Source organism: Streptomyces sp. ATCC 21386 (assembly GCF_018728545.1).
In the GTDB taxonomy this organism is placed as follows: domain Bacteria; phylum Actinomycetota; class Actinomycetes; order Streptomycetales; family Streptomycetaceae; genus Streptomyces.
Map to the genome: position 1 here is coordinate 114,333 of NZ_JAAVVL010000001.1, position 13,934 is coordinate 128,266.

At 71.3% G+C, this 13,934-nt stretch carries 14 protein-coding genes; 2 read left to right on the top strand and 12 right to left on the bottom strand.

What is annotated here, in order from left to right; genetic code table 11:
• Positions 1 to 139: 139 nt before the first annotated feature.
• Positions 140 to 676 carry a DUF4232 domain-containing protein gene (locus GWK25_RS00530; protein WP_215447824.1) on the top strand — a complete coding sequence of 179 codons (537 nt, stop codon included), beginning with the start codon at positions 140 to 142 and terminating at the stop codon, positions 674 to 676.
• Positions 677 to 704: 28 nt separating this feature from the next.
• On the opposite strand, the gene GWK25_RS00535 is transcribed toward GWK25_RS00530, so the two are convergent.
• Both GWK25_RS00535 and GWK25_RS00540 read right to left on the bottom strand, forming a co-directional pair.
• Positions 705 to 1,079: a hypothetical protein gene (locus GWK25_RS00535; protein ID WP_215447826.1), complete on the bottom strand. Its 375-nt coding sequence runs from the start codon at positions 1,077 to 1,079 to the stop codon at positions 705 to 707.
• Between the two features lie 57 nt (positions 1,080 to 1,136).
• Complete coding sequence (locus GWK25_RS00540; RefSeq protein WP_308404139.1) at positions 1,137 to 2,684, bottom strand: fused MFS/spermidine synthase; 1,548 nt, start codon at positions 2,682 to 2,684, stop codon at positions 1,137 to 1,139.
• A 421-nt stretch (positions 2,685 to 3,105) separates the two neighbouring features.
• Between GWK25_RS00540 and GWK25_RS00545 the strand changes: the two genes are divergently transcribed.
• On the top strand, positions 3,106 to 5,904 hold the full coding sequence (locus GWK25_RS00545) for a hypothetical protein (protein ID WP_215447828.1): 2,799 nt from the start codon (positions 3,106 to 3,108) through the stop codon (positions 5,902 to 5,904).
• Positions 5,905 to 5,996: 92 nt separating this feature from the next.
• Here GWK25_RS00545 and GWK25_RS00550 read toward each other — a convergent pair whose 3' ends face one another.
• The 10 genes from GWK25_RS00550 to GWK25_RS00595 all read right to left on the bottom strand — a co-directional run bounded on the left by GWK25_RS00550 (position 5,997) and on the right by GWK25_RS00595 (position 13,669).
• Positions 5,997 to 7,145: a hypothetical protein gene (locus tag GWK25_RS00550; RefSeq protein WP_215447829.1), complete on the bottom strand. Its 1,149-nt coding sequence runs from the start codon at positions 7,143 to 7,145 to the stop codon at positions 5,997 to 5,999.
• Between the two features lie 384 nt (positions 7,146 to 7,529).
• On the bottom strand, positions 7,530 to 7,742 hold the full coding sequence (locus GWK25_RS00555; RefSeq protein WP_215447830.1) for a hypothetical protein: 213 nt from the start codon (positions 7,740 to 7,742) through the stop codon (positions 7,530 to 7,532).
• Positions 7,743 to 8,083: 341 nt separating this feature from the next.
• Positions 8,084 to 8,437, bottom strand: coding sequence for a helix-turn-helix domain-containing protein (locus tag GWK25_RS00560; protein ID WP_215447831.1), 354 nt, complete (start codon positions 8,435 to 8,437; stop codon positions 8,084 to 8,086).
• Between the two features lie 793 nt (positions 8,438 to 9,230).
• Positions 9,231 to 9,434, bottom strand: a complete 204-nt coding sequence (locus GWK25_RS00565) for a cold-shock protein (protein ID WP_028799214.1) — start codon at positions 9,432 to 9,434, stop codon at positions 9,231 to 9,233.
• Between the two features lie 309 nt (positions 9,435 to 9,743).
• Positions 9,744 to 10,037: a hypothetical protein gene (locus GWK25_RS00570; protein WP_215447833.1), complete on the bottom strand. Its 294-nt coding sequence runs from the start codon at positions 10,035 to 10,037 to the stop codon at positions 9,744 to 9,746.
• A gap of 419 nt (positions 10,038 to 10,456) precedes the next feature.
• Entirely contained in the window at positions 10,457 to 10,780 is a 324-nt protein-coding gene (locus tag GWK25_RS00575; protein ID WP_215447835.1) for an SCO5918 family protein, read from the bottom strand.
• Positions 10,781 to 10,786: 6 nt separating this feature from the next.
• Positions 10,787 to 11,098 (bottom strand): hypothetical protein, encoded by a 312-nt coding sequence (locus GWK25_RS00580; protein ID WP_374105852.1) that lies wholly within the window; start codon positions 11,096 to 11,098, stop codon positions 10,787 to 10,789.
• A gap of 108 nt (positions 11,099 to 11,206) precedes the next feature.
• A complete protein-coding gene (locus GWK25_RS00585) occupies positions 11,207 to 12,718 on the bottom strand; it encodes a DEAD/DEAH box helicase (RefSeq protein WP_215447837.1) in 1,512 nt (503 codons plus the stop codon).
• A gap of 176 nt (positions 12,719 to 12,894) precedes the next feature.
• Complete coding sequence (locus tag GWK25_RS00590; protein ID WP_215447838.1) at positions 12,895 to 13,098, bottom strand: cold-shock protein; 204 nt, start codon at positions 13,096 to 13,098, stop codon at positions 12,895 to 12,897.
• Between the two features lie 226 nt (positions 13,099 to 13,324).
• Entirely contained in the window at positions 13,325 to 13,669 is a 345-nt protein-coding gene (locus tag GWK25_RS00595) for a hypothetical protein (protein WP_215457112.1), read from the bottom strand.
• Positions 13,670 to 13,934 lie beyond the last annotated feature (265 nt).

Sequence of the window (13,934 nt, forward strand, 5' to 3'; positions counted from 1 at the left end):
GGAATTGAGTCAACCCGGGTGATCGTCGCACAGATTCCCTGCCCTCACCGAACCTCTTGCGTGCGGCCCGCATCTACAGGGGGGCAGGCGCGCACCGACCTTGCGCGCCGCTTCGTATGCGAGGGGAACCCGACAGTCCATGAAGAGCAAGCTGACCGCCATGACCCTGGCGGCGATCGTCGTCGTCGGCACCGCCGCTGCCGCCGCACCGGCCTCCGCCGCCCAGGCTGCGCCGACCCGCTGTCACACCGCCGACCTCAAGGCCGGCTTCGCACTGGGGGACGGTGCGAAGCCGGAGATGGACCAGACCGAGAAGCAGACCCAGGCCTACATCTGGTTCACCAACCGGAGTGAGCGCACCTGCACGCTGTCCGGCTTCGCCGGGGTCGACATGGTCGGTGCCCAGACGACCGACGGCACCTGGTCGTTGGTGCGCTCCTCCCAGAAGCCCCCGAAGATGACCCTGGAGAAGGGCGACACGGTGGACTTCAGCATCACGCTGCTCCCGGTGGCCGCGTCCACGCCGCGGGCGGAGAAGTTCGTCCCGTCGAAGTTCCTGGTCACGCCGCCGAACGAGACGGAGCACTTCACCCTGACGTGGCCGTTCGGCGGCCAGATCCTCAAGCAGGACGCCGCCACGCGCCCGGCGACGTACCTTAACCCGATCGGCCTGTAGGCGCGGTAGGCGCGGTAGACGCGTCCCGTCAGCTCTCGCGGACGCGGAGCGCGCCGCAGATGACGAATCCGTCTTCCGCCCCGTCGGACACGAGCAGCGTGGTGATTTTGGACCGATGCCGGTCCGGGACGCTGACGAACGCGTCGATGTCGACGGCGGCGGCCGTACCGGGGGCGGGCGCGGGGGAGATCAGGAGCTGGGAGTACTGGGACTTCACCTTCATGCCCAGCACGTTCAGGAACTCGACCTTCACCGCCCCGCCCACCGCTCCACCCGTCGCTCCGGCTCCCGGTCGCGACCGCAGCACGAGTCGGCGATGGGACACCTCGTAGGACCAGAGAAGAAACGGCCGTTCGATACGGAGAGGAAGCTCCTTCTCCAGGACCACGGCTCGACGTGACACAGGGCTCCCCCCATTGGTGTTCGTGCCTGGGTACTTCAGTCGGCCATCTCTCAGTGATCAGTCGCCGCGTCGTGTGGTGGACGGCTGGAGGAGCTGGTCGACGGGGGCGTAGTCGTCGGTGAGGGGGTGGGCGCCGTCGATCCAGGAGGTGAGGTCGTCACCGGTGGTGGTCCGCCAGCCGGTTCGCCGGGCGTCCAGCGCCTTCTGCGTCGCGCGCAGGTCGAGAGGGCGGTCGGAGGCGAGCACCACCAGGTTGCCGCCCTCGGAATTCGCGGCCCTGTCGAGGCCGATGTCGGCGGGCTCGCCCATGACGGCGACGTGCTCGAAGGTCTCGTCCAGGGTGGACACTTCGGCACGCGCGAAGTCCATCCCGCCGTGGTCGATGAGGTTGGCGACGTACAGGCCGCCCGGGACGAGCACCCGCCGTACGTCGGCCATCGCCTCCACCGTCGTGAGGTGCCACGGCACGCTGACGCCCCCGAAGGCGTCCCCGACGACGAGGTCCCGGCTGTCGGCGGCCAGCGCCCGCAGGCCGAGCCTGCCGTCCTCGACGCGTACGTCGATCCCGGCGCCCTGTCGCAACCCGAGCCGCTCGCGGTCGATGCGTACGACCCCGCTGTCGATCTCGGACACGAGGCTGCGCGTCCCGGGCCGCGTGGCGGCGAGGTAGCGGGGGAGGGTGAGTCCGCCGCCGCCCAGGTGGTGCGCGGTCAGGGGCTCACGTTCGGGGAAGGCGGTGTCGACGGCCGACGCGATGGCGCGCACGTACGCGAACTCCAGGAACGTCGGATCGTCGACGTCGACGTAGGAGTGCTGCAGGCCGTCCAGCACGAGCGTGCGGCCGCTGTCCCGGTCGGGGTCCGCGACGACCCGGGCACAGTGGTACCTGGTCTCCGCGTCGCAGCCGCCGGGCGCGACCGCCGTGCCGAGGCCGCCGGCGACGACCGCGAGGGCCAGCGCGGGGGTGACTCGCCCCCTCCACCGCCGGGTTCGCCACTCGACCACCGCCGAGCCGACCACCAGCAGGGTGCCGAGGCCGATCAGGATCCCGCTGACCGGCAACCGCGACACGAGGACGAAGCCGGTGAGGACGGTGCCGACGATGGCGCCGACGGTGCCGACGCCCGACAGCCGGCCGACGACCGTCCCGGTCTCGGCGAGACTGGTCAGCCGTAGCTTCGTCACGATCGGTGTCACCGCGGAGAGCAGCGCGCCCGGCACGAGGATCGCCGACGACGCGGTCAGCAGCAGCAACGCCGGTGCCCACTCCGCGGCGGTGCGCAGTACGGCGGGGGTGAGCGCCACGACCGCTCCCGACACCCCGAGCGAGGGGCCGATGAGCCGCCGTGGATCCACCTGGTCGGCGAGGCGCCCGCCAAGCCAGGAGCCGACGGCGATCGCCGTGAGGGCGATGCCGATCACCAGGGTGCTGGTCTCCAGGGTGAGACCGAGATAGGGCGCCAGCAGCCGCAGAGCGACGATCTCGACGACCAGGACCGCGGCCGAGGACCCGAACACGAGCACGGCGGCGGCGCGGGGACCCAGTCCCCGGTCACGAGGACTGTCCTCGGCACCAGGTCCGGGCAAGGACGAAGATCCGGTCACGGCCGACATCCTCGCACGCGACATGACACGCCGTCACAGCGGAGCGACTCGACGCCGTCCGGCAGGACGACCGGCCATCAGTCGCCTTCGCGCTGTCCTCGCCGGCCTGGGTCCGCCACCGACGCGGCCGTCCGGGCCGCCGCCCGGCCCCTCGGCGCCCGACGGCGTCCAGCCTCCTCTTCGGCACCGTCCCCAGCGAACGCCCGCCCCGCGGTCCGCGTCCGCCGGCGCAGGCGCGGACCTCTGAACAGCCTTCGTCTGCACGCCAGTTGACGTGTATTCGCCCAACTCCGCCTGATCGCAAGTGCCTTGTTGGGTAAACGGGGTGGAACTGGGTGATCGAATGTGCTCCTTTTGGTGCGTCGGGGGAGCCCGGGACCCGTGGGGGCCCCGGGGCACTGACCACGAGGAGGAGCAAGAAGTGAAACGTGTCTCGCGCGTGACGGCCGCTGTGGCAGCGGCCCTCGCGCTGGCGACTGCCTCGCCGGTGACGGCGCAGGCCTCGCCGCAACCGGGGGCCGGGCGGACGTCCGCCCCCGCGTCCCCAGGACTTCCCGAGGGCTGGCTGACCACCGGCTCCGGGGACTCCGCCGAGCTCGTGTGGCGCTCGCCCGAGAAGGTGCCGGTGGGTGACGCCCAGGTCGAATTCCGCAGCGGGGAACGCCTGTTGGGCACCCCGAGACCCGCCGCCGACGGACGCACCTTCCGGCTTCCGCTCGACGGGGTGCGCCTCGGCAGGACGGACGACCTGCGGGTCGAGGCCGCGGGACGTCGGCTGGACGCGGCCGGAGCGAAGGCCGACGCCCGTGCGCGCCGCGAGCTGGACAGCTCGCCGGATCCCTCGCGCCCGCCACGGACGGCGACCGTGCACAAGGTCGACCCCGGCGTGCCAGGCCCGTTCCGCACGACCAGCGGCGAGTACACCCTGCCCTCGGTCCGTCTCCCCGGCTACGACACCGACGTGGAGATGAAGGCCGCGGTCGTCGCGCCGGAGGACGCCCCGGGCAGTCGCCCGCTGGCCCTGTTCCTCCACGGGCGCCACGCCACCTGCTTCAAGGGCGACGACCTGACCCTGGAGTGGCCCTGCCCGACCGACTACGAGTCGGTGCCGAGCTACCGCGGTTACCAGCACGACCAGCGACTCCTCGCCTCCCAGGGCTATGTGGCGGTCTCGATATCCGCCAACTCCGTCAACGCCCAGGACTGGCAGGCCACCGACGCCGGCGCCCAGGCCCGCTCCTCGCTGATACGGCTGCACCTCGCGCACTGGGCGGACTGGGCCGCCGACCCGTCCGAGGCCCCCGAGGCCGTACGGCGGGCGCCCCGCGCCGACCTCGGCCGGGTGCTGCTGGTGGGCCACTCACGTGGCGGCGAGGGCGCCGACCGGGCCGCGCTGGACAGCCTCACCCCGCCGCCCGCCGACCAGGACGGCTACCACGGCGAAACCCGCTGGACGATACGCGGAACCGTCCTCATAGGCCCCACGATCTTCGGCCAGAACCCCGCACCCGACGTGCCGTCCGTGACGCTCCTGCCGGGCTGCGACGGAGACGTCATCGACCTCCAGGGCGAGCTCTACGTCGACGGCACCCGAGGCGTCAGCCGCGGCAAGGCCCTGCACAGCGCCGTCTACATGACCGGCGCGAACCACAACTACTTCAACAGCGAGTGGACCCCCGGCCAGGCCACGGCCCCGGCGAACGACGACTTCCTGTACGGCGGCGACGAGCACGACCCGCTGTGCTCGCCCGGCACCGCCACCCGGCTCACCGCCGAGCAGCAGCAGAAGGCGGGCTCGACGTACATAGCCGCCGCGGCGCGGCTGTTCGTCGCCGGTGACGACCGGGCCCGCCCGCTGCTCGACGGTTCCCCCGTACGGGCCGCCTCCGCCGGGCCCGCCCGCGTCGCCACCCACGCCGTCGGCGCCGCCCGCGCGGGGGCGTTCCTCCCCGCACCCTCCGCCACGGTCAGCGGCGGCGGCAGGCTGTGCGCCCAGGTGGACCCGGACCCGGGCGTCTCCTGCCTGGACCCCGACCTCAGGACCGCTTCCCCCCACTTCGCCCAGTGGCGCGGGGTGTCCCCCGGCAAGGAGCCGGACCGGTACGCGCTGGCCATGAACTGGAACAGCGCCGGCACCACCACCGGACTCAGCCCCGCCCGCCCGGTCTCCCTGTCCGGCGCGAAGGCGTTGAGCCTGCGCGTGATCGTCCCGCCGAACACCACCGGCACGGACCTGGACGTCGCCCTCACCGACACCTCCGGCAGGCGGGCCGCCCTCGGCCGGGTTCGCGTCGACGGCCTGCCGGGCACCTCCCGCACCTCCTCCTACTGGGCGCGCGAGGTCCGCGTACCGCTCTCAGCAGAGGCCCGGAAGCGCCTTGACCTCGGCCACGTCAAGACGCTGCACCTGACCCCGCGCACCGGGTCCGGCACGGCCTGGCTGGTGGACGCCCACGGCTGGCGCCCCGGCACCCCGGCCGTCGAGCCCGCGCGGCCGGCGCGCGTGGACGTCGGCCACCTGACCGTCGAGGAGGGCGACTCCGGCACACGCACCTACCAGGTGCCGGTCGAGGTCTCCGGGTCGGGCAGCGGCGAGGTCCGGCTGTTCGTGGAGGAGCCGGGCGGCGACCGGCCGGTGGCGCGCACGGTGACGGTCCGCGCGGGCACCCGCGTCGACGTACCGGTGACGGTCGAGGGCAACACCCGCTACGGCTCCGACGATCCCCACCGGGTGGCCGTCAAGGCCGTACGCGGCGCCGTGGTCGGCTCCTACCTGGGCGGCGTCACCGCGCGCAACGACGATCCCCAGCCCACGGTGACCGTGACACCGGTCGCCGACCGGGTCACCGAGGGACAGCCGCTGGTCTGGCGGATCAGCCTCTCCGCGGTCGCCGACGTCACCATGTGGACGGACGTGCAACTGCTGCCCGTCACCGCCGGCACCGAACTCTCCACCAAGGACGTCCCCGCGACCTGGCTGGACGAGACCTTCCAGGTCGCGCCGGACCCCGAGCGCCCCCTGTCCGCCCTCCCGGACGGCGCGATCCTCATGTCCGAGATCCCCGCGGGCGACCTGAGCATCGACGTCTCCGTGCCCACGACCCCCGACCACCTGAGCGAGGACACGGAGTCACTCAGGTGGCACCTGTGGACCTACGACCCCGAGGGAGCCCCGACAGAGGGCCCGGAACTCACCGGCACGGTCCACGACGCCGCCTAGCGCAGCACCCGCACGAGCCGGCGGGCCGGTCTGCCGGAGGCCGAGACTTCCGGCAGACCGGCCCGCCCTCGCGCCTTCGATGGCCTGTGCCTTCACGCCGAACGCCAACGGTTGCGTCCGTCGGAGCCGGGCCCGCACACCATGGGGGTACCCGCGCTGGTCACGCCGGTGGCACCTGGGGGCGAGCAGAACGACCCCGGGTGCACGACCGGTGCGCCGCCCCCGCCGGTCGACGATCCGCCGGTCGACGACGATCCACCGCTCGTGGACGACCCGCCGGTGGTGCCGCTCCCGCCGCTCGAACCGGTGTCGCGAGCGTCCGTGTGGTCACGGTCGTCCGTGCGGTCGCGGTAGTCCGGGCGGCCGTCGTCGTCCTTGTCTCCGAGGTAGGGCCCGTCCGTGGAGCAGCCGACCTCGGGGTGCGCGAGCCCGAGGGTCACCTCTGCGGTGATGTCCGCGCCCTCCTCCGGGTCCTGCTCACACACGAGCCAGGTGTCGTGATCCCCCTCGGCCAGATCGTCGTTCAGGTAGTACGCCTCGGCGTCGATCGCGTCCTCATCGACCCCCAGATCCGTCAGCACCGTCACGGAGTCGCGCCACGTCCGTTCCAGCAGATCCGGCATCGTAGGCCAGGGGATCTTGGCGCCGTCCTTCTTGGGGCAGGGCTCGCCCCGCTTGACGGCGGCGAAGTCGATCAGCTTGCGTCCGTCGTCGTGGTCGGCCTTCTGGAAGCACACCACCCAGCCGGACCGCAGGACGATCGAACGGTCCTCGGCGGACGCGTCGTGGCGGCCGGTGGTGTATCCGGAGTCGCGGGCGTCGGCCTCCGCATCGTCGAGAGGCTTGCCCCGGTAGTTGGGCACCTCGGGCTCGGCGGCCGGGCTCGGGGACGCCTTCGGGCTCGGCGTACCGGACGCTTCCGCCACGGACTTGGCGTCGTTCCGGGCGCCTGCCTGGTCGGCGTCGTCCAGCTGTCCGCCCAGGCCCGAGCCGATCGTCAGCAGGAACAGGGCCCCGATGCTCGCACCCAGCTTGGCGAACCAGCGCCACGGCGGCAGCACCCACATCAGGACGACAGCAGCGATCAGCGCGAGAAACCCGAGAGGGAAACTGAACGCGCCGACGAAGGCGACCAAGGCGAGGATCCCCAGCGCGGCGCGGGTCGTCCGCCACCAAGGTCTGGCCGGGGACGACGGAGGCGCCGGGGAGGGCTGCGCGGGCGCAGAGTTGTACGGGTTCACCTGAGGGTCTCCCTGGTCCGCCGGGCACATGGATGATCCGTTTTGCGCGCCACATGTGCCCAATTCGCGGATCCACCGAAGTCGCCCGATTTTAGTGGAGATGCCGGGTCCGTGAGGTGAGTTCGCCGTAAATGAGCCGCCCTTGGCGCCTGCACTTCTCCGTTTCTCCTTTTTCTCCTGTTCCTCCTGTTCCGTCCGCGCGGCCCTTCGACGTGTTGCCACCACCCCGCCCGATCAACCGTCTTAACCCCGCGAAGCGCAACCCTCGCAACCTCTTCATCCGACGAAGCCGGAAGGACAACGTGTGAGCGGGAACTTGGTCCGGGAATTGGCGGTGGCCTCTGCCGCCGCGGTCACCACGGTCGGCGCCGTGGTGGGCGTCGGTCAGAGCAACAGCGGCCAGAGGGCGGACGACGCCGAGACGACGGCGAGCGGCTCGACCCTCCTCGCGGACATCCCCACGGGCCGGCAGGCGCAGATACAAACGGCCACCTTGAGCCGACAGGCCGACGCGCAGTCCGTCGCCGCGGACAACAGCGCGAGGCAGACCGCGGCGGAGACGGCCCGCGTGCAGGCCGCCAAGGACGCGATCGCCAAGCAAGCATGGTCACGTTCGAGTCGACGACCGCGCTCCAGGCCTTGTCGAACCCGGTGCGCAGCGGCTTGTCCAATCGCGTCGAGGCCGACTTCAGGGCGCGGGCTCCCAGGTACTCCTAGGGGGCAGGGCGCCAGGGCGAGCCAAGCGCGGGGCGACTCGGTGGCGCAGTCCGCGGCCGCACAGGGCACGTAGGGCGACGCGCAGGGGACACGCCGGGCGATTGGTGATCTCCGTCGGCGTCAGAATCGCCTCGCCCGCGGAAGCGCCCCAGCCCGCAGCCGGGGGAGGGGTCAGCCGCGGCGCACGATCTGCTGTCACCGGTCGGCGCGTGCCGCTGTGCTCAGCCGGCACCGGGAAGGGGAGAGGCGGAAGCATCGTGTTCGGCGCGCCGGCGGTACTCGGCGTTGATCCGCTGGGCTTCCTCGAGCTGGTCCTCAAGGATGACGATGCGGCAGGCAGCCTCGATCGGGGTGCCCCGGTCGACGAGCTCGCGGGCGCGCGCCGCGATCCGCAGTTGGTAGCGGGAGTACCGGCGGTGTCCGCCCTCCGAGCGCAGCGGAGTGATCAGACGAGCCTCACCGAGGGCTCGGAGGAAGGCCGGGGTGGTGCCGAGCATCTCGGCGGCCCGCCCCATGGTGTATGCGGGGTAGTCGTCGTCGTCCAGACGATCACTGAGGGGGTTATCTGCTGTCATGTCACCTCTTTGTGCAACGCGTCGAGGGGCCCTGATGCCGTACGGCACCAGGGCCCCGAAGGAAATTCAACACCATCCGTCGGCCGTGATGCTCTGCCGACCTTCTGCTTCCGCTACCCAGCCCTGCTGAAGGGGGGGTGCGGGGATCGCGGTTGCGTGACCGGGGACCACCTTCCAATCCGGGGTCTTGCGGTACCCGGCCGGGTACTTGACGGGCCGGGCGATCCTGATGGCGTCTGCGTCCTCCGTCCTTCCTGTGAACCAACCACTCGCTCCAGGGCCGTAAGGCCCTGCGTACTGCATGTACTGCGTGTACTGCACCCCGCCAGTTCGTGTCTGCCGGGTTCGCTCGACTCGTGTTGACGAGGAAACACTAACTGAGCCAGCGCCCAATGTCTACTGTGGCAAAGGTAGATTTCACTCGTTGGGGGAGGTAGATAGCCTGTGATCTGGGAGAACGTCGACCGGTAGGTCGTCGTGGGAGACCCGCGTGGCGGGGGGCAGGCGTGGTCGGTGAGGCCGGTGAGGCCGGCACGCCGAGGCGGATCAGGGGGACAGGGCGAGGGCGCCCGGGGCCCGGGGCCCGGCCGTGCTCTCCGTCGGTGACGGGGCCGAGGGGCGGGCCGGTGCGTTGATCGTCGCCGTCGCACAGGAGATCGTCGCCGTCGCACAGGAGATCGTCGCCGTCGCGCAGGAGGTGGCGTGGCGCCCCCTGAAACACAGCAAGCTGGGACCCGCACCCCAAGGGGGTGAGAGTCCCAGCTGCGAAGTGTGCGTTGTCGCCGGTGTCAGATCAGGCGGGAACGATGTTCTCGGCCGTCGGGCCCTTCTGGCCCTGCGCGATGTCGAACGACACCTTCTGGCCTTCCAGCAGTTCGCGGAAGCCCTGGGTGGCGATGTTCGAGTAGTGGGCGAAGACGTCGGCGCCGCCGCCGTCCTGCTCGATGAAGCCGAAGCCCTTTTCCGCGTTGAACCACTTCACGGTGCCAGTAGCCATGTTTTTCTCCTTCGGGACGATGCCAGGAATCCGCCCTGTGCGGATTCCGTGTCGCCGTGCTGATTGACCCGTCGGAAATAAACCTTCTGGCAACCACACCTGCAACTGAAAAAGACGTTAGCACGGCCTGAGCGGCCCTCTTCGGTCAATAAATTCCACCGGTGTCGGCGTTCGAGGAATGCTCGTTGTGTGTCGTTCCTATTTCTTACTTCGCGGATACAGATATTGCTCCGCGCGGCCGGCAGCGTACTTGCCGGGCACGCCGGTCGCAGCGCCCTGACCTCCGTCGAGCCCGTCGGTGCACGCCCTTCACCGGCGCGGGTGGCTGTCTCCGTCTTCCGTGGACCGGCCGTCCTCCGTGTGTCGGGCGTCTCCCGTGGACCGGCTGGTCTCCAGCCACGATCGGACGGGTTCCGCCGCGTGGGTGGTGTCCACGGTGAGGTCGAGGCGGGTTCCTCCGTCGGGGCCGGCGGGGTAGCTGCGCTGCTCGGTGGAGTCGAAGCAGCGGCGGAGAACCTCCGCCACCCGACGGGCGACTTCGGGTGAGGCGGCGACGACACGGACCTCGGCGTGGCCGTCCGAGGGTGTTTCGATCGACGGCATGGCGACCTCGGATTTCTACGTGCCCGTACGAGACGGGCCGTGCTCACCACCCTACTCCGGCAGTCGCCGCAGGTCCCGGGCCTCTTCCCGACACCGGACGAACGGGCCCCGGCGCCACGCGAGCCCATGGGGGCGCGGTGAGGAGCCCGGTGAACAGCCCTGGTGATCAGCTCCGGTGATCAGCCCGGCGTGAATGGCAGGCGTGGACGGCAGGCGTGGACGGCAGGCGTGGACGGCAGGCGTGGACGGCAGGCGTGAATGGTGGGCGTGAGTGGCAGGCGGGAGAGGTCACAGGAGCGCGTCCACGTCACGGGTCTGCCGGGTCGGCAGGACGCGTCGAGGCCGGGCGGGTACCACCGTTCAGGTCACCCCGGGCGCGCACCGTCCGGGCGGCGGCCGAGTGCTCCCGCCGCCTGGCGTCACGCGTTCTGCGGGTCCGGGCCACCGAGCAGTGCCGAGGCGGCCTGGAGGGGGCTGAGGGCTGCCGGGGCCGGGGGCCGCGCGGCCCGAGGGCCGGCATGGCAGGTGAAGCCGAGGCGGACCATGGCCCGGACCACCTCACCGCCGCTGAAGTCGCGACGGTCCTGTCGGGTGATGACCTCACCGACCTGCTTGACGGGATACCGGCGGCGGCCGATGGTCACCGAGTCACCGGTGACGATCTCGGGACTGACGCCCGCCATCGAGGCGAGCACTCCGACCCTGGTCAGTTCGAACGGGTATTGGGCGATGACACAGCGCATGATGCCTCACTGGGAGAAGGAGGAGGGGCTGACGATCGGGCAGGCGAATGGTCCGCCGAGGACGTCCCGCAGGCGGACGCGGTCCGTATAGGCGGAGCTGCCGCGGTGCACGACGAGTTCGGCCCGGGAGACGCGGCCGGTGCTCTCGTCGTCCCCGTCGCACAGGAGCAGGTGCTCCACACCGGCACCGGCCATGACGGACAGGGCGACCTCGACGGTCATGTCGTCACCGACCCGCAGCTCGGTCGTGTCCCGGTGGCCGGCCCTGTGCGTGAACTGGGGAGCGATGGAGCTTCGATGTGCCTGAACCGGTGTCACGACTGCCTCCTGCGGTACGAGTGGACGTTCGGGTCGAGATCGAGGCGGCTCCGGACGGCCCCGGGGGCGACGGCGGCCCGCCGGCATGTCCCGCGGCCGGCCGACACATCACGCGGCGCGACGCTTGACCGCGGACCGGCCCCGAGCGGTGCGGCCTCGTCGGCCCCGGGGTGAGGCCGGTGCCCCGGTCTCGCCCCGGCGGGACGGTTGCGCGGTCGGCGCGGTGATGACCACCGGGACACCGGAAGGGGCCTGGGCGCCGGTGATACGGCTGAGCGCTTCCTCGCCCGAGCGCACCGCGGTGGTCGTCGGGGTGATGCCGGCCGAGGCCATCAGCCGGCTCATGCCGCGGCGTTGGCGGGGAGTGACCAGGGTGACGACTCGACCGGACGCGCCGGCGCGGGCCGTACGGCCGCCCCGGTGCAGGTAGTCCTTGTGGTCGCCGGGCGGGTCGATGTTGACGACGAGGTCGAGGTCGTCGATGTGGATGCCGCGTGCCGCGACGTTGGTGGCGACCAGCACCGTGACGTGGCCGTCCTTGAACTGGGCCAGGGTCCGGGTGCGCTGGGGCTGGGACCTGCCGCCGTGCAGGGCGGCGGCGCGGACACCGCTGTCCAGGAGGTGCCTGGTCAGCCGGTCCACCGCGTGCTTGGTGTCCAGGAACATGATCACCTGGCCGTCCCGTGCCGCGATCTCGGTCGTCGTGCGGTCTTTGTCCGTCTCGTGCACATGGAGGACGTGGTGCTCCATCGTGCTGACGGCGCCGGCCGACGGGTCGACGGAATGGACCACCGGGTCGGTCAGGTAGCGGCGGACCAGCAGGTCGACGTTGCGGTCCAGGGTGGCTGAGAAGAGCATCCGCTGGCCACCGGGTCGCACCTGGTCGAGCAGCGCGGTGACCTGGGGCATGAACCCCATGTCGGTCATCTGGTCCGCCTCGTCCAGAACGGTGACGGCGACGTCGTCCAGTCGGCATGCGCCTCGGTCGATGAGGTCCTTGAGCCGTCCCGGTGTCGCCACGACGACTTCCGCCCCGGCCCGCAGCGCGTTCGCCTGCCGGCCGATCGACATCCCGCCGACCACGGTGGCCAGGCGCAGCCGTACGGCGCGGGCGTACGGGGTGAGCGCGTCGGTGACCTGCTGGGCGAGCTCGCGGGTGGGCACCAGGATCAGGGCGAGCGGCTGCCGAGGCTCGGCGCGGCGCCCCGCCGTACGGGCCAGCACCGGCAGGCCGAAGGCGAGGGTCTTGCCCGAACCCGTGCGGCCGCGACCGAGTACGTCACGGCCGGCCAGGGAGTTCGGCAGGGTCGCCGCCTGGATCGGGAACGGCACGGTCACACCCTCGTGGCCGAGCGCGGCCGACAACGGTGCCGGCATGGCGAGTTCGGCGAACGACTCGACGGCGGGCAGCGCGGGCGTGACCGTCTTCGGCAGCGCGAACTCGCCTCCGGGCGCGGCGGGCCGGCGGCCACCGTTGCCCTTGGGCCCGGCCGTGGGACGGCGCCGGGTGCCGGAGCGGCCTGCGGCGGGGCCCTCGAAACGGTCGTAGGCGCGGGTGGTGGGCGTGGTGCGGGTGGTGCGGGTCGTGCGTGAACTGCGTGACGGACGTACTCGGTTCATACGGAACCTTCCTCGATGCGGGCGCGTATCAAGGAATTCCCGCAGCACGGTGAACGGCGCAGAGAATCGCAAGAACGGACCGAAGACAACGGGGGGGAACCCCCTGGAAAATGCAGCGAGCTGGGGCCCGCACCCCAAGGTGCGGGCCCCAGCTGCGAAGTAAGCGTCAGAGCGTGTCAGGCCGGAACGATGTTCTCGGCGGTCGGGCCCTTCTGGCCCTGCGCGACGTCGAACGACACCTGCTGGCCTTCCTGGAGCTCGCGGAAGCCCTGGGTGGCGATGTTCGAGTAGTGGGCGAAGACGTCGGCGCCGCCGCCGTCCTGCGCGATGAAGCCGAAGCCCTTTTCGGCGTTGAACCACTTCACAGTACCGGTGGCCATGTCATTTCTCCTTCGGGAACGGGCTCGGAGCTCACCGTGTGTGGGCTCCGTGTCGCCGCGATGATCAACCCGTCGGAAAATGAACCCTTTTGGCAACCACAACTGCAACCTGATTCGACAGTAGCACGGCATGCTCGACCACGCGGTCGGAAATAATCCCGCACGATTTCGTGTTCGGCCCCGTGGATTCTCGGATTTACCGCCCCGCCCCGCCCTGTACGGCCTCCTACACGCGCAGCAGCCGTGCGGTGATCTCCCGGTATTCCCGCAGTGCGAACCTCAGTTCGGTGGACTGTGTCTCGTGGTCCAGGTCCGCCCAGCCCGCACGCAGGGCTTGCCGCCGCTCCGCGAGGGCGTTCATCAACTGGGCGGCGGCTTCGTCGAACGCCCCCTCCGCCTCCTCCAGAGCCTCGCGCGGGCTGTCCGCGAAGGTGTTGACGGCATGCCCGAGGCGGTGCGCGATCTCCTCCCGTCCGTCCGAGGGGAGCAGCGGCTCCGGGCCCGTGGCATGGCGTCCGGCGTGACCCGAGGGCCGGTCCGCGGGCTGCTGGGCGCGTGTCTGGTCGTACATCGTCGTCTGTACCGCTTCCACTGGGAATGAGTCACCGCCCGAAGGCGCCGTTCGCCTCCTGGACGGCCTGCCGCAGGCTTCCGGAGACCCGGTCGCCCCTGCCCTTCCCGGCCCTGTGCCGTGCTGCCAGTCAACGTCCGGTGCCGGTGGGTGTCAACGCGCCGCCGGCCCGGGCTTGCCTGCCGGAGGGGGCTGACCAGGGCGGCGACCGGGACGTGTGTCGCGCCGACCCGGCACGACCGCCGACCCGACACGAGCGAGGAAG